General features: G+C 61.9%; 18 protein-coding genes. 16 read left to right on the top strand and 2 right to left on the bottom strand.

All coding sequences use genetic code 11. From position 1 onward, the window contains the following. The first annotated feature begins 90 nt into the window (after window positions 1-90). From AC3WMV_RS16895 to AC3WMV_RS16885, 3 genes are read left to right on the top strand one after another with little or no spacing between them, the layout of a single operon-like run. Entirely contained in the window at window positions 91-453 is a 363-nt protein-coding gene (locus AC3WMV_RS16895) for a CidA/LrgA family protein (RefSeq protein ID WP_095139173.1), read from the top strand. After that, window positions 453-1169, top strand: a complete 717-nt coding sequence (locus AC3WMV_RS16890) for an LrgB family protein (RefSeq protein ID WP_007960614.1) — start codon at window positions 453-455, stop codon at window positions 1167-1169. The genes AC3WMV_RS16895 and AC3WMV_RS16890 overlap by 1 nt, the downstream gene beginning before the upstream one ends. Before the next feature lie 10 nt (window positions 1170-1179). Further along, window positions 1180-1770 carry an LON peptidase substrate-binding domain-containing protein gene (locus tag AC3WMV_RS16885; protein WP_096796306.1) on the top strand — a complete coding sequence of 197 codons (591 nt, stop codon included), beginning with the start codon at window positions 1180-1182 and terminating at the stop codon, window positions 1768-1770. Window positions 1771-1773: 3 nt separating this feature from the next. Here AC3WMV_RS16885 and AC3WMV_RS16880 read toward each other — a convergent pair whose 3' ends face one another. After that, complete coding sequence (locus AC3WMV_RS16880) at window positions 1774-3090, bottom strand: bifunctional DedA family/phosphatase PAP2 family protein (RefSeq protein WP_103367243.1); 1317 nt, start codon at window positions 3088-3090, stop codon at window positions 1774-1776. 190 nt (window positions 3091-3280) lie between these two features. Next, entirely contained in the window at window positions 3281-3979 is a 699-nt protein-coding gene (locus AC3WMV_RS16875) for a DNA-3-methyladenine glycosylase (protein ID WP_103367244.1), read from the bottom strand. Window positions 3980-4156: 177 nt separating this feature from the next. Here AC3WMV_RS16875 and AC3WMV_RS16870 point away from each other — a divergent pair, with 177 nt between their 5' ends. From AC3WMV_RS16870 to AC3WMV_RS16810, 13 genes are all read left to right on the top strand, one after another. Next, entirely contained in the window at window positions 4157-5428 is a 1272-nt protein-coding gene (locus AC3WMV_RS16870; protein WP_103367245.1) for a glutamate-5-semialdehyde dehydrogenase, read from the top strand. Next, on the top strand, window positions 5397-6119 hold the full coding sequence (gene nadD, locus AC3WMV_RS16865) for a nicotinate-nucleotide adenylyltransferase (protein WP_049827899.1): 723 nt from the start codon (window positions 5397-5399) through the stop codon (window positions 6117-6119). Before AC3WMV_RS16870 ends, nadD begins: the two co-directional genes overlap by 32 nt. A 72-nt stretch (window positions 6120-6191) precedes the next feature. Then, entirely contained in the window at window positions 6192-6686 is a 495-nt protein-coding gene (gene rsfS, locus AC3WMV_RS16860) for a ribosome silencing factor (RefSeq protein WP_007960601.1), read from the top strand. A 9-nt stretch (window positions 6687-6695) separates the two neighbouring features. Then, window positions 6696-7163 (top strand): 23S rRNA (pseudouridine(1915)-N(3))-methyltransferase RlmH, encoded by a 468-nt coding sequence (gene rlmH, locus AC3WMV_RS16855; protein WP_003185785.1) that lies wholly within the window; start codon window positions 6696-6698, stop codon window positions 7161-7163. Window positions 7164-7173: 10 nt separating this feature from the next. After that, window positions 7174-9069 (top strand): penicillin-binding protein 2, encoded by a 1896-nt coding sequence (gene mrdA / locus AC3WMV_RS16850; RefSeq protein WP_027612897.1) that lies wholly within the window; start codon window positions 7174-7176, stop codon window positions 9067-9069. Window positions 9070-9100: 31 nt separating this feature from the next. Next, window positions 9101-10204, top strand: coding sequence for a rod shape-determining protein RodA (rodA, locus tag AC3WMV_RS16845; RefSeq protein ID WP_166497270.1), 1104 nt, complete (start codon window positions 9101-9103; stop codon window positions 10202-10204). A gap of 17 nt (window positions 10205-10221) precedes the next feature. After that, window positions 10222-11232, top strand: a complete 1011-nt coding sequence (gene mltB / locus AC3WMV_RS16840; RefSeq protein ID WP_007960589.1) for a lytic murein transglycosylase B — start codon at window positions 10222-10224, stop codon at window positions 11230-11232. Then, window positions 11232-12242, top strand: coding sequence for a septal ring lytic transglycosylase RlpA family protein (locus AC3WMV_RS16835; protein ID WP_103367246.1), 1011 nt, complete (start codon window positions 11232-11234; stop codon window positions 12240-12242). Before mltB ends, AC3WMV_RS16835 begins: the two co-directional genes overlap by 1 nt. A gap of 187 nt (window positions 12243-12429) precedes the next feature. Beyond that, window positions 12430-13587, top strand: a complete 1158-nt coding sequence (locus AC3WMV_RS16830) for a D-alanyl-D-alanine carboxypeptidase family protein (RefSeq protein ID WP_003228546.1) — start codon at window positions 12430-12432, stop codon at window positions 13585-13587. 85 nt (window positions 13588-13672) lie between these two features. Further along, window positions 13673-13948, top strand: a complete 276-nt coding sequence (locus AC3WMV_RS16825) for a DUF493 domain-containing protein (protein WP_027612895.1) — start codon at window positions 13673-13675, stop codon at window positions 13946-13948. Next, entirely contained in the window at window positions 13948-14595 is a 648-nt protein-coding gene (gene lipB, locus AC3WMV_RS16820) for a lipoyl(octanoyl) transferase LipB (protein WP_027612894.1), read from the top strand. Before AC3WMV_RS16825 ends, lipB begins: the two co-directional genes overlap by 1 nt. A gap of 25 nt (window positions 14596-14620) precedes the next feature. After that, window positions 14621-15619 carry a lipoyl synthase gene (gene lipA, locus AC3WMV_RS16815; protein ID WP_160768663.1) on the top strand — a complete coding sequence of 333 codons (999 nt, stop codon included), beginning with the start codon at window positions 14621-14623 and terminating at the stop codon, window positions 15617-15619. Window positions 15620-15748: 129 nt separating this feature from the next. Beyond that, window positions 15749-16714, top strand: coding sequence for a S66 peptidase family protein (locus AC3WMV_RS16810; protein ID WP_096796300.1), 966 nt, complete (start codon window positions 15749-15751; stop codon window positions 16712-16714). Window positions 16715-16736 lie beyond the last annotated feature (22 nt).

The raw sequence follows: 16736 nt of genomic DNA, 5'->3' as shown, positions 1-16736 counted from the left end.
GCTCCGGTCAACCGACCATGCTTTTGGCGAATGCCGATCCATAGCGCTGCCGTGCTTATAATGCCGAGGACTTGCGGGGGGAGATGTCTGATGTTGTTACGTGGCCTGACCATGCTGGTGCTGTTCCAATTGCTCGGCACGGCACTCAACCATTTGCTGTTGCCGGTGCTGCCGGGGCCGATCATCGGTCTGCTGCTGTTGCTGGTGTTCCTGATCATTCGCGGTGAAGTCGGCGAGCCGCTGAACCTCGCGGCCGGCAGCCTGCTGCGCTATCTGCCGTTGCTGCTGGTGCCGCCGGCGGTGGGCGTGATGGTTTATGCGAGCGACATTGCCGCCGATTTCTGGGCGATTGTCGGCGCGCTGGTGCTGTCGTTGATCCTGTCGATGGCTTTCGCCGGGGTGCTGATGCAACGCCTGGTCAAGCGTCACGCGCCGCACTCGGAGGAGTCGTGATGCTCTTCGATTGGCAAGGCGCCTGGGCTTCGGTGATCCATCATCCGCTGTTCGGCATCGGCATCACCCTCGGTGCCTATCAACTGGTGCTGGCGGCGTTCGAGAAAACCCGCTGGATCTTTCTGCAACCGGTGCTGGTCTCCATGCTGCTGGTGATCGGCGTGCTGGTCGGCTGCGGCCTGACCTACGCCGAGTACCGCAAGAGCACCGAAATCCTCAGCATTCTGCTGGGCCCGGCGACGGTGGCGCTGGCGGTGCCGCTGTATCTCAACCTCAAACGCATCCGCCAATTGTTCTGGCCGATTTTTACTACGCTGGTGATAGGCGGTGTAGTCGCCACGGGCATGGGCGTGTTGCTCGGCTGGTGGTTCGGTGCCGAGCACATGATTCTGATGACCATGGCGCCGAAGTCGGTGACCTCGCCGATTGCCATGCTGGTGGCCGAGCAGATCGGTGGCGTGGCGGCGCTGGCGGCGGTGTTCGTGCTGATCACTGGGGTGATCGGCGCGATCTTCGGCCCGGCGCTGCTGACCCGGCTCGGCGTGCACAGCCCAGAGGCGCGCGGCATGGCGCTGGGCATGACCGCGCACGCGGTCGGCACTTCGGTGGCGTTGCAGGAAAGCGATGAGTGCGGCGCCTTCGCGGCGCTGGCGATGAGTCTGATGGGCGTGGCCACGGCGGTGTTCCTGCCGTTGGCGGTGTCGATGGTGGTGTAAGGAAATGTCTATGAGTCTGCCGCTTTTTCCGCTCAACACAGTGCTGTTCCCCGGCTGCAACCTCGACTTGCAGATCTTCGAGGCGCGCTACCTGGACATGATCGGCCGCTGCATGAAACAGGGCGGCGGTTTCGGCGTGGTGTGCATCCTCGATGGCCACGAAGTCGGCGTTGCGCCAGAGGGCTTTGCCCTGGTCGGCTGCGAAGCGCGGATCACCGATTTCCAGCAACAGGACAACGGTCTGCTCGGGATCCGGGTGCAGGGTGGGCGGCGTTTTCAGGTGTTGCGCTCCGAAGTGCAGCGCGATCAGTTGATCCTCGCCGACGTCGAGTGGCTGGACGATGAGCCGGAGCAACCGCTGCAGGACGAAGACGCCGATCTGGTGGCGCTGCTCAAGGCCTTGGCCGAGCACCCGATGGTCGAGGCGTTGAACATGGGCACCGAAGCGCTGGGGCAGCAGTCGCTGGCCAATCAGCTGGCGTATCTGCTGCCGTTCGCCGAAGAAGACAAGATCGACCTGCTGCAACTCGACGATCCGCAGCAGCGACTGGATGCGATCCAGGCGCTGCTCGATGAGTTGCAGGGTGAGCTGTTCGCCTGAGTATCAGTAGGCGTAACGCAACATCGTGTCCGGCAGATGCCGCAGAACGAACAGGCTGAACAGCACCAGCAGCGCGGGCAGAACCAGCCACCAGACCTTGAACGGCATGGCGTTGAGCGGCGCCTTGCGCTGACTCAGCCACAAGCCCGCCGCACATACGCACGCCGCCAGCATTGCGCCGGCCAGAATATCCGTCGGCCAGTGCGCACCCAGATAAACCCGTGACAAAGCAATCGACAGCGCTGGAATACAGCCGAGCAGCAGCCAGGTCAGGCGCATGCGCGGCGGTTGTCCGCGACCGGCGAGAACCGCCAGCACCAGAAACAGCGCGAACGAACCGGAGGCATGACCGCTGGGCATGCTGTAGCTGGTCAGCGGATCGGTCAGCACTTCCGGGCGGACCCGGGCGAAAAACTGTTTGGTGACGGTATTGAGGAGCGCGGTGCACAGCAGCACGCCACCGGCAAAGATTGCCTGGCGCCATTGCCGGCACAGCAGCAACAGACCGGTGAGCAGGGCGCTGAACATCAGCATGTTGCGGAATTCACCGATCAGGGTGAACGTCACCGCGATTTCATCGAGCATCGGCTGCCGATGTTCCTGCACCAGGGTCATCACGCCTTGGTCGAGGGCGTGCAGATACGGATAGCCAATAAACAGGCCGATCAGAATCAACAGGCTCATGCTGCTGATCCAGATCGTCGCCCGGCGATGCTGGCGCAAGCTGCTGTTGACGCTCATGCCGACCATCACCGCAATACTGGCGGCAACGATGCCGGCCTGCAGCCAGAAACCTTCCGGCAGCGGCAGACGGATCGCCGCGCCGGTGGCCCAACCCGGCAGCAGGTAGGCGACGCTCCAGCCGGCGGCGGCCAGCAGGCTGACGGCGGCGAAACGCGGGAAGGGCATGTCGCACATCCCGGCGACCATCGGCAACATCGGCCGCAACGGGCCGATGAAGCGCCCGACCAGCAGGCTGGCGATGCCGTAACGCTGGAAGTAGGTTTCGGCCCCGGCCATCCATTCCGGATGGTGGCGCAGCCCCGGCAGGCGGCGAATGTTCTGGTGGAAGTGACGGCCGAGGAAGTACGAGATCACATCGCCGAGTATCCCGCCGAGAAAGCCCAGCAGCAGGGTTTCACTCAACGACAGTGCGCCGCTGCCGGCGAGTACGGCCACGGCAAACAGCAGCACCGTGCCGGGCACGATCAGCCCGGCAATTGCCAGGCACTCCACGCAAGCGACGATAAATACCGCAGCCGCCAGCCACTGCGGATTGGCGGCGAGCCACCCGGTCACGCTATCGAGCCATGGGCCCATACACACAACTCCATCAAATCTTCAATAAGTCCCGAAGGCTGTACAAAACTTCAGCAATCACTCAGTACCCCTGTGGGAGCGGGCTTGCTCGCGAATGCGGTGTGTCATCAACGAGCTCGTATCTGACACGCCCTCTTCGCGAGCAAGCCCGCTCCCACAAGGGCGCATTAGGTTCAAAACCTGTGTCACTTCAGGACAGCAAAAAATAATCGCGACCTTCGACCTGGCCCCGGCGCAGCGGGTTCCGCGTGCACCACTGGGCATACGCGGCGTCGACGAAACGGTACATCAGGTGTTCGTCGCGGCCATGGGGGATGCCCAGGCGGGTGGTCTGGATAATCTGGGTCGGTGCCGGCCCGGTGTCTTCCACCAGCATCAGCTCGTGATCGAAACGCTTGGCGTCCCACATCGGCACCTTCAACCCCAGCGCCTTGCACAGCAGCGTCTGCCCGGCGCAAAGCTTTTGCGAAGGACGCGGCCGGCCTTGGGCATCGGGATTGTTCAGCAGCATCTGCGCCAGACTCGCCGGCCCACTGATTTCATCGACCCACGGGTAGGCGGACTTGATCAGCACCGCATTGCCGGGCCCCTGAGCGCTGAAGTTCAGCGAATCGCCACCGCGGGCGTAATACATATAGATGTGCCCGCCATCCAGAAACAAAGCCTTACGTTTTTCCGTGTAGCCGAGCGATGCATGACTGCCTTTTTCCGCGCAGTAATAGGCTTCGGTTTCGATGATCCGGGCGCTGAGCCACAGATCGCCGACCCGGTGGCGGATGACTTTGCCGAGCAGATCGCGGGCCAGCACTTGCGCGTCACGGTCGAAAAAAGCGTCCGGAAGGCCCAGTGGCAGGCGCTCGGCGGTGGCGCGAACGGTCAGGTTGGACATGGCAAACGGTGGTTATCCAGGCGAAGGAGGTCGTGATGATAACAATCCGAGGCTTAATTACGGCTGAACGTCGGCAAATTGCAGTCCATTTCGACCATCCGCCTGTCACCGCTGTTAGTCCCGGGACGCGACAGCTATAATCTGCCGCTTTCCTCTTTGCCAAGACCCCAGCAGACCATGACTGAGTCCGTTCTTGACTACATGACCCGATTGGGTCGCGCCGCCCGCGAAGCTTCCCGGGTCATCGGCCGTGCCAGCACCGCGCAGAAAAACCGCGCCTTGCAGGCTGCTGCCAATGCGCTGGACGCTGCTCGCGCCGAGCTGGCCGCAGCCAATGAACAGGATCTGGCCGCCGGTCGCGCCAACGGTCTGGAGCCGGCCCTGCTGGAGCGTCTGGAACTGACCCCGGCGCGCATCGACGGCATGATCGTCGGCCTGCGTCAGGTGGCAGCATTGCCCGATCCGGTCGGTGCGATCCGTGACATGAGCTTCCGCCCGTCCGGGATTCAAGTCGGCAAGATGCGCGTGCCGCTGGGCGTGATCGGGATCATCTACGAATCCCGGCCCAACGTGACCATTGACGCCGCCAGCCTGTGCCTGAAGTCCGGTAACGCGACCATCCTGCGCGGTGGCTCCGAGGCGATTCATTCCAACCGGGCGATTGCCGCGTGCATTCAGCGCGGTCTGGCCGAGGCCGAATTGCCGGCAGCCGTGGTGCAAGTGGTCGAAACCACCGACCGTGCCGCCGTCGGCGCGATGATCAGCATGCCCGAGTATGTCGACGTGATCGTGCCGCGCGGTGGCCGTGGCCTGATCGAACGTATCAGCCGTGATGCCCGGGTGCCGGTGATCAAGCACCTGGACGGTATCTGCCACGTATTTGTCAGCGAGCACGCCGATCTGGCCAAAGCCCAGCGCATCGCCTTCAATGCCAAGACTTACCGTTATGGCATCTGTGGCGCGATGGAGACCTTGCTGGTTGATCAAAGTGTTGCGAAGGATTTCCTGCCGTCGATGGCTGCCCAGTTCCGCGAGAAAGGCGTCGAGCTGCGTGGCTGCGAACGCACCCGCGCGATCATCGACGCGGTGGCGGCCAGCGAAGACGACTGGAGCACCGAGTATCTGGCGCCGATCCTGTCGATCCGTGTGGTCAACGGACTGGATCAGGCCATCGAACACATCAACCATTACGGCTCGCATCACACCGACTCGATCGTCAGTGAAAACCTCGCCGACACCCGGCGTTTCGTCGCGGAAGTCGACTCGGCGTCGGTGATGATCAACACCCCGACCTGCTTCGCCGATGGATTCGAATACGGATTGGGTGCCGAGATCGGCATTTCTACTGATAAGCTGCACGCCCGCGGCCCGGTGGGCCTCGAAGGACTGACCTGCGAGAAGTACATCGTGGTCGGTGATGGCCAGTTGCGCGGCCAGGCGACGGTCTGACTTGACCGACCTCGACTTGACAGCGCCGCTGCCTGACGGCGAACTCCGACCCCGGCGCATCGGCGTACTGGGCGGCACGTTCGACCCGGTGCACATCGGCCATTTGCGTGGTGCGCTGGAAGTCGCCGAAGCGCTGCTGCTCGACGAGCTGCGCATGATGCCCAGCGCCCGGCCGCCGCACCGCGATACGCCGCAGGTGTCGGCGCAGGATCGGTTGGCAATGGTTGAGTGCGCGGTGGCCGGAGTGCCGCCGCTGGTGGTGGACGCCCGCGAATTGCAGCGGGACAAGCCGTCTTACACCATTGATACCCTGGAGTTGATGCGTGCCGAAATGGCCGCCGAGACCCAGGTTTTTCTGCTTTTGGGCTGGGACGCATTTTGCGGCCTGCCCACTTGGCACCGCTGGGAAGAGTTGCTCCAGCATTGCCACATCCTGGTGCTACAGCGCCCGGACGCCGACAGCGAACCGCCGGATGCCTTGCGCAACCTGCTGGCAGCGCGTTCGGTGAGCGACCCGCTGGCCCTGAAAGGGCCGAGCGGACAGATTGCATTCGTCTGGCAGACACCGCTCGCGGTTTCCGCCACCCAGATCCGTCAACTGCTGGCCAGCGGTAAGTCGGTACGTTTCCTGGTGCCCGACGCGGTCCTGGCCTACATCGATGCGCACGGTCTTTACCGTGCGTCGAACTGAACAAGGCGTGCTTCACTGATACGAATCCACGTATCGCCAAGCCGCCGAATATACGAGCAAAACGAGTTTTATATGACTGACAAAGACGTAAGCAAAGTTAAGCGCAAAGGCACGTTCAAGAGCGCACCGCTGCCGGAAGTCGCCAACACCAACGAGCCGCTCAAGGGCGACGAGCTGGTCAAGGTTGCCGTGGCAGCCCTGGAAGACGTCAAGGCACAAGACATCCAGATCATCGATGTGCGCGACAAGCAGAGCATCACCGACTACATGATCATCGCCACCGGTACGTCCAATCGCCAGATCAACGCGATGCTGGACAAGGTCCGTGAAGAAGTCAAAAAGCAGGGCGCCAAGCCGCTGGGCGAAGAAGGCAAGGGCGACAGCGACTGGGTGCTGCTCGACCTCGACCTGGTGATCGTGCACATGATGACTGCCTCGGCGCGTCAGTTCTACGACCTGGAACGCCTGTGGGCCGGTGCCGAGCAAAGCCGTGCGGCAGACGCCAAGCACCACAGCCCGGAAAACACCCACGAGCATTTCACCAAGCTCAACAAAGACCAGCTGTAAGGGATTGCTGTGCGACTGCGACTGATCGCCGTCGGTTCACGCATGCCCAAGTGGGTGGAAGAAGGCTGGCATGAATATGCCAAGCGTCTTCCGTCCGAACTGGCGCTGGAACTGGTGGAAATTCCGCTCAATACCCGTGGCAAGAACGCCGACGTGGCCCGTTTCATCCGCCAGGAAGGCGAAGCCATGCTGGCCAAGGTCGGGCCGAACGAGCGGATCGTCACGCTGGAAGTCCACGGCAAGCCCTGGAGCACCGAGCAACTGGCGGTCGAACTCGACCGTTGGCGGCTGGATTCGCGCACGGTCAATTTCATGGTCGGTGGCCCCGAAGGGCTGGCGCCGGAAGTCTGCGCCCGCGCCGATCAGCGCTGGTCGTTGTCGCCGCTGACCTTGCCGCACCCGCTGGTGCGGATCCTGATCGGCGAACAGCTGTACCGTGCCTGGACCGTGCTGTCCGGTCACCCTTACCACAAGTAGTCCTGCCCTCATGTCTCAGCCGATCCGCATCAAGGACCACGAAAAGGACGCCCGCCTGGTGCGTAGCCGCGTCGTGTTCGGGGCCATTGCGGTCATGCTGTTGATCTGCGTACTGATTGCGCGGCTGTACTACTTGCAGGTGATCCAGTACGAGTACCACTCGACACTCTCGGAAAACAACCGCGTCCACGTGCAGCCGATTCCACCGACCCGCGGCTTGATCTTCGACCGCAACGGCGTGGTGGTGGCGGACAACCGCCCGAGCTTCAGCCTGAGCATGACCCGCGAGCGTTCCGGCGACTGGCAGCAAGTGCTCGACGTGATCGTCGAAGTGCTGCAACTGACGCCCGAGGACCGGGTGATCTTCGAGAAACGCATGCGTCAGGGGCGTCGGCCATTCGAGCCGGTGCCGATCCTGTTTGAGTTGACCGAAGAGCAGATCGCCCGGATCGCGGTTAACCAGTTCCGCCTGCCAGGGGTGGAAGTGGTCGCGCAGCTGGTGCGCCACTACCCGCAGGGCGCGCATTTTGCGCACTCGGTGGGTTACATGGGGCGCATCAACGAGAAAGAGCTGAAGACCCTCGACCCGGTCAACTACAGCGGCACCCACCACATCGGCAAGACCGGCATCGAGCGTTTCTACGAGCCGGAACTGCACGGCCAGGTGGGTTACGAGGAAGTCGAGACCAACGCCCGGGGCCGCGTATTGCGCGTGCTCAAGCGTACCGATCCGATTCCCGGCAAGGACATCGTCCTGAGCCTGGACATCAAACTGCAGGAAGCGGCCGAAGCCGCGCTGGGCGGGCGTCGCGGCGCGGTGGTGGCGCTCGATCCGAAGACTGGCGAAGTGCTGGCGATGGTCAGCCAGCCGAGTTTCGACCCGAACCTGTTCGTCACCGGCATCAGCTTCAAGGCCTATGCCGAACTGCGCGATTCCATCGACCGGCCGCTGTTCAACCGCGTGCTGCGCGGTCTGTACCCGCCGGGTTCGACGATCAAGCCGGCGGTGGCGATTGCCGGTCTCGATTCTGGCGTAGTGACGGCGTCGAGCCGGGTGTTCGACCCCGGTTACTACATGCTGCCCAACTACGATCATAAGTACCGCAACTGGAACCGCACCGGTGACGGCTTCGTCGATCTCGACACGGCGATCATGCGTTCCAACGACACCTACTTCTATGACCTGGCGCACAAGCTGGGCATCGATCGGTTGTCGGCCTACATGAATAAGTTCGGCATCGGCCAGAAGGTCTCGCTGGACATGTTCGAAGAATCCCCCGGCCTGATGCCGTCCCGCGAGTGGAAGCGTGCGACGCGCAAGCAGGCGTGGTTCCCGGGTGAAACCCTGATTCTGGGGATTGGCCAGGGTTATATGCAGTCCACACCGTTGCAACTGGCGCAGGCCACGGCGCTGGTCGCCAACAAAGGCATCTGGAACCGGCCGCACCTGGCCAAGACCATTGAGGGCGCCAAACCGGTAGACGAGAACCCGATGCCGGACATCGTCCTGCGCGATCCGTCGGACTGGACCAAGGTCAACCACGGCATGCAGCAGGTGATGCACGGCGCCCGGGGTACTGCGCGCAAGGCGGCAATCGGTGCGCAATACCGCATCGCCGGCAAGTCCGGTACCGCTCAGGTCGTCGCGATCAAACAAGGTGAAAAATACGACCGCTCCAAGGTTCAGGAACGCCACCGCGACCACGCCTTGTTCGTTGGTTTCGCCCCGGCCGACAACCCGAAAATAGTGGTTTCGGTGATGGTCGAGAACGGTGAGTCCGGCTCCGGGGTCGCCGCGCCAGTGGTGCGTCAGGTCATGGATGCCTGGCTTCTGGATCAGGATGGTCGATTGAAGGCCGAATACGCCGGTCCTATCAGTGCGGAGGCTACGGCCCGTGATGAATAATTTTGATCGCATGCTCTCCAGCGAGGATGTGATGCGTCGCCGGGCGACGCTGCTGCAACGTCTGCATATCGATGGCCCGCTGTTGATCCTGCTGCTGATCCTCGCGGCGGGCAGTCTGTTCGTGCTGTATTCGGCCAGCGGCAAGAGCTGGGATCTGCTGGGCAAACAAGCCACGTCGTTCGGCATCGGCCTGGTGTCGATGATTGTCATCGCCCAGTTCGAACCACGGTTCATGGCGCGTTGGGTACCGCTCGGTTACGTGATCGGCGTGGTGCTGCTGTTGGTGGTGGACATCATGGGCCACAACGCCATGGGCGCGACGCGCTGGATCAACATCCCCGGGGTGATCCGCTTCCAGCCTTCGGAGTTCATGAAGATTCTGATGCCGGCGACGATTGCCTGGTATCTGTCCAAACGCACGCTGCCGCCGCAGCTCAAGCACGTCGGCATCAGCCTGATGCTGATCGGCGTGCCGTTCATTCTGATTGTGCGCCAGCCTGACCTTGGTACGTCACTGCTGATTCTGGCCGGCGGTGCGTTCGTGCTGTTCATGGGCGGCCTGCGCTGGCGCTGGATCCTCAGCGTACTGGCTGCCGCCGTGCCGGTGGCGATCGCCATGTGGTTCTTCATCATGCACGACTACCAGAAGCAGCGGATCCTCACGTTCCTCGACCCGGAAAGCGATCCGCTCGGTACCGGCTGGAACATCATCCAGTCGAAAGCCGCGATCGGTTCCGGGGGCGTGTTCGGCAAGGGCTGGCTGCTGGGCACCCAGTCGCACCTGGACTTTTTGCCGGAAAGCCACACCGACTTCATCATCGCCGTACTGGGCGAGGAGTTCGGTCTGGTGGGCATCTGCGCGCTGCTGCTGATCTATCTGTTGCTGATCGGTCGCGGCCTGGTGATTACCGCCCAGGCGCAGACGCTGTTCGGCAAATTGCTCGCCGGCGCGCTGACCATGACGTTTTTTGTTTATGTTTTCGTCAACATCGGTATGGTCAGTGGCCTGTTGCCGGTGGTGGGGGTGCCGTTGCCCTTCATTAGCTACGGAGGAACTTCGCTGGTGACACTGCTGTCAGCGTTTGGGGTTTTGATGTCGATTCATACGCATCGCAAGTGGATCGCACAGGTTTGAATAAGGTGAAGAGTTCAATGCAAGTCATGCGCAGCTGGGCGACTCGTTACGCGCCGTGGGTCGGCCTGGTCGGCATCCTTGGCAGCGCGCAGGAAGCGCTGGCCGGCGATTACGAAGGCTCACCGCAGGTGGCCGAATTCGTCGGTGAAATGACCCGCGACTACGGTTTTGCCGGCGAGCAACTGATGGCGGTGTTCCGCGAGGCGCAGCGCAAGCAGGCGATTCTCGACGCCATCTCCAAACCCGCCGAGCGGGTCAAGCAGTGGAAAGAATATCGCCCGATGTTCATCACCGACGCGCGCATCGCCCGTGGTGTGGACTTCTGGCGCCAGCACGAGGCCGTACTGGCCCGTGCCGAGCAGGAATACGGCGTACCGGCACAAGTCATCGTGTCGATCATCGGCGTCGAGACCTTTTTCGGACGTAATACCGGCAATTACCGGGTGATTGATGCGTTGTCCACGCTCGGTTTCGACTATCCTCCCCGTGCCGAATTTTTCCGCAAGGAATTGCGTGAGTTCCTGCTGCTGGCCCGTGAAGAACAGGTCGATCCATTGACCCTCAAAGGCTCGTACGCCGGGGCGATGGGCCTGCCGCAATTCATGCCGAGCAGTTTTCGCGCCTATGCGGTGGATTTCGACGGTGACGGTCACATCAATATCTGGACCAATCCGGACGATGCGATCGGCAGCGTGGCCAGTTACTTCAAGCGGCATGGCTGGGTCGCCGGGGAACCGGTGGTCAGTCGCGCCGATGTGCGCGGCGAGCAGGTCGATGAAGGCCTGACCACCGGCATCGAGCCGACGAAAACGGTCGGAGAGTTGCGGGCGCTGGGCTGGTCAAGTCATGATGCGCTGCGCGATGATATGCCGGTTACTGCATTTCGCCTCGAAGGCGACAACGGCCCTGAATACTGGATGGGCCTGAAGAATTTCTACGCGATCACGCGTTATAACCGCAGCGTGATGTACGCCATGGCCGTACATCAACTGTCTGAAGAGCTGGTAAAAGCACGGGGCGTCAAGTAATGCGGGCATTGCCTATCAATAAACCCCTGAAGCTGGTGGCATTCGCCGCGTTGGCGGTGCTGGTCGCCAGCTGTTCGACCAGCCGCGCGCCAACCCAGAAGACCTCGTCTACCGCCGTACGTGCGCAGCCGGGGCTGGACATCAACCGCGCGCACAAAGACGGCGCGCCGTGGTGGGATGTCGATGTTTCGCGGATCCCGGACGCCACGCCGACCCTGCACACCGGCCCGTACAAGGCCAATCCGTACACCGTGCTGGGCAAGACCTATTTCCCGTTGCAGGAATCCAAGACCTACGTCGCCTCGGGCACGGCGTCCTGGTACGGCACCAAGTTTCACGGGCAGAACACCGCCAACGGCGAAGTGTATGACCTGTACGGCATGAGTGCCGCTCACAAGACTCTGCCACTGCCAAGTTACGTTCGGGTGACCAACCTGGACAACAACAAGAGCGTGATCCTGCGGGTCAACGATCGCGGGCCGTTCTATTCGGACCGGATCATCGACTTGTCCTACGCGGCCGCGAAGAAGCTCGGTTATGCCGAAATCGGCACCGCGCGGGTCAAGGTCGAGGGCATCGATCCGCAGCAATGGTGGGCCGCCAAGGGCCGTCCGGCGCCGCTGATGCTCAACGAGCCGCAAGTCGCGCAAAGTAGCGCCCCGGTGATCACGGCGTCGGCCGGTACCATCGAGCAGTGGACCCCGCCGCCGCAGCAACATGCCTCTGATACTGTCCCTGTACAGATCAGCGCAAAAAAAAACGCTTCTGCACCAGCGTCTGGCCAGTATCTGCAGGTGGGCGCGTTCGCCAACCCGGACGCTGCAGAACTCCTGAGGTCGAAGCTCAGCGGGATGGTGAGCGCTCCGGTGTTCATCAGCTCGATCGTGCGCAATCAGCAGACCCTGCACCGGGTACGCCTGGGGCCGATCGGGTCGCCGGGTGAGATCGCCCAGGTGCAGAACAGCGTGCGCCTGGCCAATCTCGGCTCGCCGAGCGTGGTCACCGAGTAAGAAACGTAGCACTTGATTGACGGTTCACTTGCGGTTTTGGGGGGTGAACCAGGTTGTTGGCTCGTCGAAGAACAAAAGCCCGGCAAGGGTGACTGGAGTGAGCAACTGAACACGCGATGGCCCGTTAGAAGGCTGTCTGAATAGTTTTGCCTTCGGGCAAGTTTCCATTAGCGATTTCGAGAGACGGATGAACATCACCACCTTTGCCAAACGCCTGTGTCTGCTAGTCCCGCTGCTCCTCTCGCCAGCCGCTTTCGCGGCCGAGATGATGCCGTCGCCACCTCAACTGGCTGCAAAAGCCTACGTGCTCATGGACGCCAGCAGCGGCAACGTGCTGGTGGAGAACAACGGTGACCAGCGTCTGCCGCCAGCCAGCCTGACCAAACTGATGACCGCGTACATCGCTACGCTGGAAATCCGTCGTGGCCAGATCGGTGAGAACGACCCGGTGACCGTCAGCGAAAACGCCTGGCGTACCGGCGGCTCGCGGATGTTCATCAAAGTCGGCTCGCAAGTGACCGTCAGCGACCTGCTGCACGGCATCATCATCCAGTCCGGCAACGACGCCAGCGTGGCGCTGTCCGAGCACATCGCCGGCAGCGAAGACGCGTTCGCCGACCTGATGAACAAGACGGTCGCCGATCTGGGCATGACCAACTCGCACTTCATGAACCCGACCGGTCTGCCGAACCCTGAGCACTACTCGTCGGCTCACGACATGGCGATCCTGGCCCGTGCGATCATCCACGAAGACCCGGCTCACTACGCGATCTACTCGCAGAAAGAGTTCTTCTGGAACGGCATCAAGCAGCCTAACCGCAACCTGCTGCTGTGGCGCGACAAGACCGTTGACGGTCTGAAAACCGGTCACACCGACGAAGCCGGCTACTGCATGGTGTCCTCGGCTGTACGTGATGGCCAGCGTCTGATCGCCGTGGTGTTCGGCACCAACAGCGAAGTGGCGCGTGCCGCTGAAACCCAGAAGCTGCTGACCTACGGTTTCCGTTTCTTCGAAACCCAGACCTTCTACCAGAAGGGCACCGAACTGGCTCAGGCCCCGGTGTGGAAAGGCACCACCAGTCAAGTCAAGGCCGGCCTGGCTGAAGACCTGACCATGACCCTGCCAAAAGGCCAGCTGAAAAAGCTCGCTGCCAGCATGACCATGAACCCGCAACTGACCGCGCCAATCGCCAAGGGCGACGTGATCGGTAAAGTCGAAGTGAAACTGGACGACAAGGTAGTGCACAGCGCTGACCTGATCGCTCTGGACGCTGTCGAGGAGGGTGGTATCTTCCGCCGCATGTGGGATAGCATCCGTCTATTCTTCTACGGCTTGTTCAACTGATTTGTGTTGACCTGCATGGCCCCGCCCCGATCCGGTGCGGGGCCATGTGCGTTACCACGGCTTGCGCTCTAGAGGCCGTTACGCCATGACCGATACCGAAGTAAAGGCGCCAAAGATCGAATTTCCGCAGACTGATTATCCGATTAAGGTGATCAGCGATACGGGCGTCGGCAACAAAGACAAAATCATCGACATCGTCAAGAAACACGCAACCATCAATGATGAGCGCATCGACGAGCGTCAAAGCAGCAACGGCAAGTACACCACCATCCAGCTGCACATCGTCGCGACAGACCAGGATCAGCTGTACAACATCAACAGCGAACTGCGGGCTTCCGGTTTCGTGCACATGGTGTTGTGATGCCGGGCACGCTGGGCTTTCGCGAACTTGGCCAGATGGCTTACGAGCCGGTCTGGCATGCCATGCAACGCTTCACCAACGAACGCGGCAGCGATGCCGCCGACGAAATCTGGCTGGTCGAGCACCCTCCGGTGTTCACCCAGGGCCAGGCCGGCAAGGCCGAACACCTGTTGCTGCCGGGCGATATCCCGGTGGTACAGGTCGATCGCGGCGGGCAGGTGACTTATCATGGCCCCGGCCAATTGGTGGCTTACCTGTTGCTGGATGTGCGCAAGCTGGGTTTCGGCGTACGTGATCTGGTCACGCGCATGGAACAGTGCCTGATCGAACTGCTGGCCAGCTACGGCGTCACCGCCGCCGCCAAGCCAGATGCTCCCGGCGTCTACGTCGACGGAGCGAAAATCGCTTCTCTGGGTTTGCGGATTCGCCACGGTTGCTCCTTTCATGGCCTGGCCCTGAACGTGGATATGAACCTGGAGCCGTTTCGACGGATTAATCCCTGCGGCTATGCCGGGCTGGCGATGACCCAGCTGAGCGATCACGCAGGATCGATTGAATTTGCCGAGGTAAGTGCCCGGCTGCGCGCGCAGCTCGTCAAACACCTCGACTATGCTGAGCAGACGACCCTGACGGGCGGAATCGACTGATATGACTACTGATGCAGTGCAAACCATGATCCCGACGCTCGACGTGACCGAGCGCCCGGCCCCGCGTCCCAAGGTTGAAGCCGGCGTCAAGCTGCGCGGCGCCGAGAAGGTTGCACGCATCCCGGTAAAGATCATTCCGACCACCGAACTGCCGAAGAAACCCGACTGGATTCGCGTGCGCATCCCGGTTTCGCCGGAAGTCGACCGGATCAAGAGTCTGCTGCGCAAGCACAAGCTGCACAGCGTCTGCGAAGAAGCCTCCTGCCCGAACCTGGGCGAGTGCTTCTCCGGCGGCACCGCGACCTTCATGATCATGGGCGACATCTGCACCCGTCGTTGCCCGTTCTGCGACGTTGGCCACGGTCGTCCGAAACCACTGGACGTCAACGAGCCGGAGAGCCTGGCGATCGCGATTGCCGACCTCAAGCTCAAGTACGTGGTGATCACCTCGGTTGACCGCGACGACCTGCGTGACGGTGGTGCCCAGCACTTTGCCGACTGCATCCGCGAGATCCGCAAGCTGTCGCCGAACGTGCAGCTGGAAACCCTGGTCCCGGACTACCGTGGCCGCATGGACATCGCCCTGGAAATCACCGCTGCCGAGCCGCCGGATGTGTTCAACCACAACCTGGAAACCGTGCCGCGCCTGTACAAGGCTGCGCGTCCGGGTTCGGACTACCAGTGGTCGCTGACCCTGCTGCAACGCTTCAAGCAGATGATGCCGCACATTCCGACCAAGTCCGGCCTGATGCTGGGTCTGGGCGAGACTGACGAAGAAGTCATCGAAGTCATGAAGCGCATGCGCGAACACGACATCGACATGCTGACCCTCGGCCAGTACCTGCAACCGTCGCGCAGCCACTTGCCGGTGCAGCGTTTCGTGCACCCGGACACCTTCGCCTGGTTCGCCGAAGAAGGCTACAAGATGGGCTTCAAGAACGTTGCTTCCGGCCCGCTGGTACGTTCGTCGTATCACGCCGACGAGCAGGCGAAACTGGTCAAGGCCGAGCTGCTCGGTTCCTGATCCGGCGCGGATAGGCTCGAAAAATACCCGCTTCGGCGGGTATTTTTGTTTGGGTCTGCCGCGCACTCTTTTGTTTGTCTCTGGACCTGACTACTGTGTCTGCAAGACTTCACACAGGGAGATCCATGGATGACCGTTCGACCGACCCACAGCCTTTTTCCGCATAAACCCGTACCGGCGCTGCCATCCGAAGGGCTGATCGGCGTGATCGCCCCTGCTGGCCCCGGTGCGCTGGACACGGAAAAGGCTGTGCAGTGGATGCGCGCCCGCGGGTATGCGCTGAAAGTGTTCCCCGGTGTCTACGAGAAGGACGGCTATCTGGCCGGCAGCGATGACGTACGCCTCAACGACCTGCATGCCGCGTTCGCCGACCCTGAAGTCGACGCGATCATTTGCCTGCGCGGTGGCTACGGTACGCCGCGCCTGCTGGACCGGATCGATTACGATCTGCTGAGTCGTCACGCCAAGCCATTTGTCGGCTACAGCGACATCACCGCACTGCATCTGGCGATCAGCCGCTACGCCGGGTTCGTGACCTTCCACGGCCCGCTGCTCAACGCCGACCTGCTGGGCGACAAGGAGCCGCCGACCGTCACCTCATTCTTCGCCATGCTGCGCGGTCAGTTGAAGGCGGGGAGTGTGTTGAGCCATCCGGTGGCTTATCCCTTGACCACCGTCGAACCGGGTATTGCGCACGGGCGTTTGCTCGGCGGCAATCTGGCGATGATCGCCGCAACGCTGGGCACACCGTATGAGATTGATGTCGAGGGCGTGATTCTGCTGATCGAGGACGTCAACGAGCCGCTGTATCGCATCGACCGTTTGCTCACGCAGATGCGTCTGGCCGGCAAGCTGGCCAGATTGCGCGGTGTGCTGGTGGGGGATGTCGCCGGGGTCGATGTCGAGGCTTTGAACCGCTTGCTCAAGCAGACGTTCGAGCCGTTACGGATTCCGGTGCTGTCGGGGTGGCGCAGCGGGCATTGTGATCCGAACCTGACGCTGCCGATGGGGGCGCTGGTGCGACTGGATGCGGGGAAGAAGGAATTGATGCTGGAACAGGATGTGGTGATCAAGACTGAAACGGTTATTGCCTGACAGTCAGTCTTCGCGAGCAGGC

Source organism: Pseudomonas sp. FW305-3-2-15-E-TSA4 (assembly GCF_058787295.1).
Note: the sequence above shows the minus strand (reverse complement) of the source record. Positions and strands in the feature narration are given on the sequence as shown.

Bases quoted from the DNA above. Each gene is read 5' to 3' on its own strand.
- AC3WMV_RS16895 (WP_095139173.1), top strand. From the start codon at position 91: ATGTTGTTACGTGGCCTGACCATGCTGGTGCTGTTCCAATTGCTCGGC.
- AC3WMV_RS16890 (WP_007960614.1), top strand. From the start codon at position 453: ATGCTCTTCGATTGGCAAGGCGCCTGGGCTTCGGTGATCCATCATCCG.
- AC3WMV_RS16885 (WP_096796306.1), top strand. From the start codon at position 1,180: ATGAGTCTGCCGCTTTTTCCGCTCAACACAGTGCTGTTCCCCGGCTGC.
- AC3WMV_RS16880 (WP_103367243.1), bottom strand. From the start codon at position 3,090: ATGGGCCCATGGCTCGATAGCGTGACCGGGTGGCTCGCCGCCAATCCG.
- AC3WMV_RS16875 (WP_103367244.1), bottom strand. From the start codon at position 3,979: ATGTCCAACCTGACCGTTCGCGCCACCGCCGAGCGCCTGCCACTGGGC.
- AC3WMV_RS16870 (WP_103367245.1), top strand. From the start codon at position 4,157: ATGACTGAGTCCGTTCTTGACTACATGACCCGATTGGGTCGCGCCGCC.
- nadD (WP_049827899.1), top strand. From the start codon at position 5,397: ATGGCCAGTTGCGCGGCCAGGCGACGGTCTGACTTGACCGACCTCGAC.
- rsfS (WP_007960601.1), top strand. From the start codon at position 6,192: ATGACTGACAAAGACGTAAGCAAAGTTAAGCGCAAAGGCACGTTCAAG.
- mrdA (WP_027612897.1), top strand. From the start codon at position 7,174: ATGTCTCAGCCGATCCGCATCAAGGACCACGAAAAGGACGCCCGCCTG.
- rodA (WP_166497270.1), top strand. From the start codon at position 9,101: ATGCGTCGCCGGGCGACGCTGCTGCAACGTCTGCATATCGATGGCCCG.
- mltB (WP_007960589.1), top strand. From the start codon at position 10,222: ATGCAAGTCATGCGCAGCTGGGCGACTCGTTACGCGCCGTGGGTCGGC.
- AC3WMV_RS16835 (WP_103367246.1), top strand. From the start codon at position 11,232: ATGCGGGCATTGCCTATCAATAAACCCCTGAAGCTGGTGGCATTCGCC.
- AC3WMV_RS16830 (WP_003228546.1), top strand. From the start codon at position 12,430: ATGAACATCACCACCTTTGCCAAACGCCTGTGTCTGCTAGTCCCGCTG.
- AC3WMV_RS16825 (WP_027612895.1), top strand. From the start codon at position 13,673: ATGACCGATACCGAAGTAAAGGCGCCAAAGATCGAATTTCCGCAGACT.
- lipB (WP_027612894.1), top strand. From the start codon at position 13,948: ATGCCGGGCACGCTGGGCTTTCGCGAACTTGGCCAGATGGCTTACGAG.
- lipA (WP_160768663.1), top strand. From the start codon at position 14,621: ATGATCCCGACGCTCGACGTGACCGAGCGCCCGGCCCCGCGTCCCAAG.
- AC3WMV_RS16810 (WP_096796300.1), top strand. From the start codon at position 15,749: ATGACCGTTCGACCGACCCACAGCCTTTTTCCGCATAAACCCGTACCG.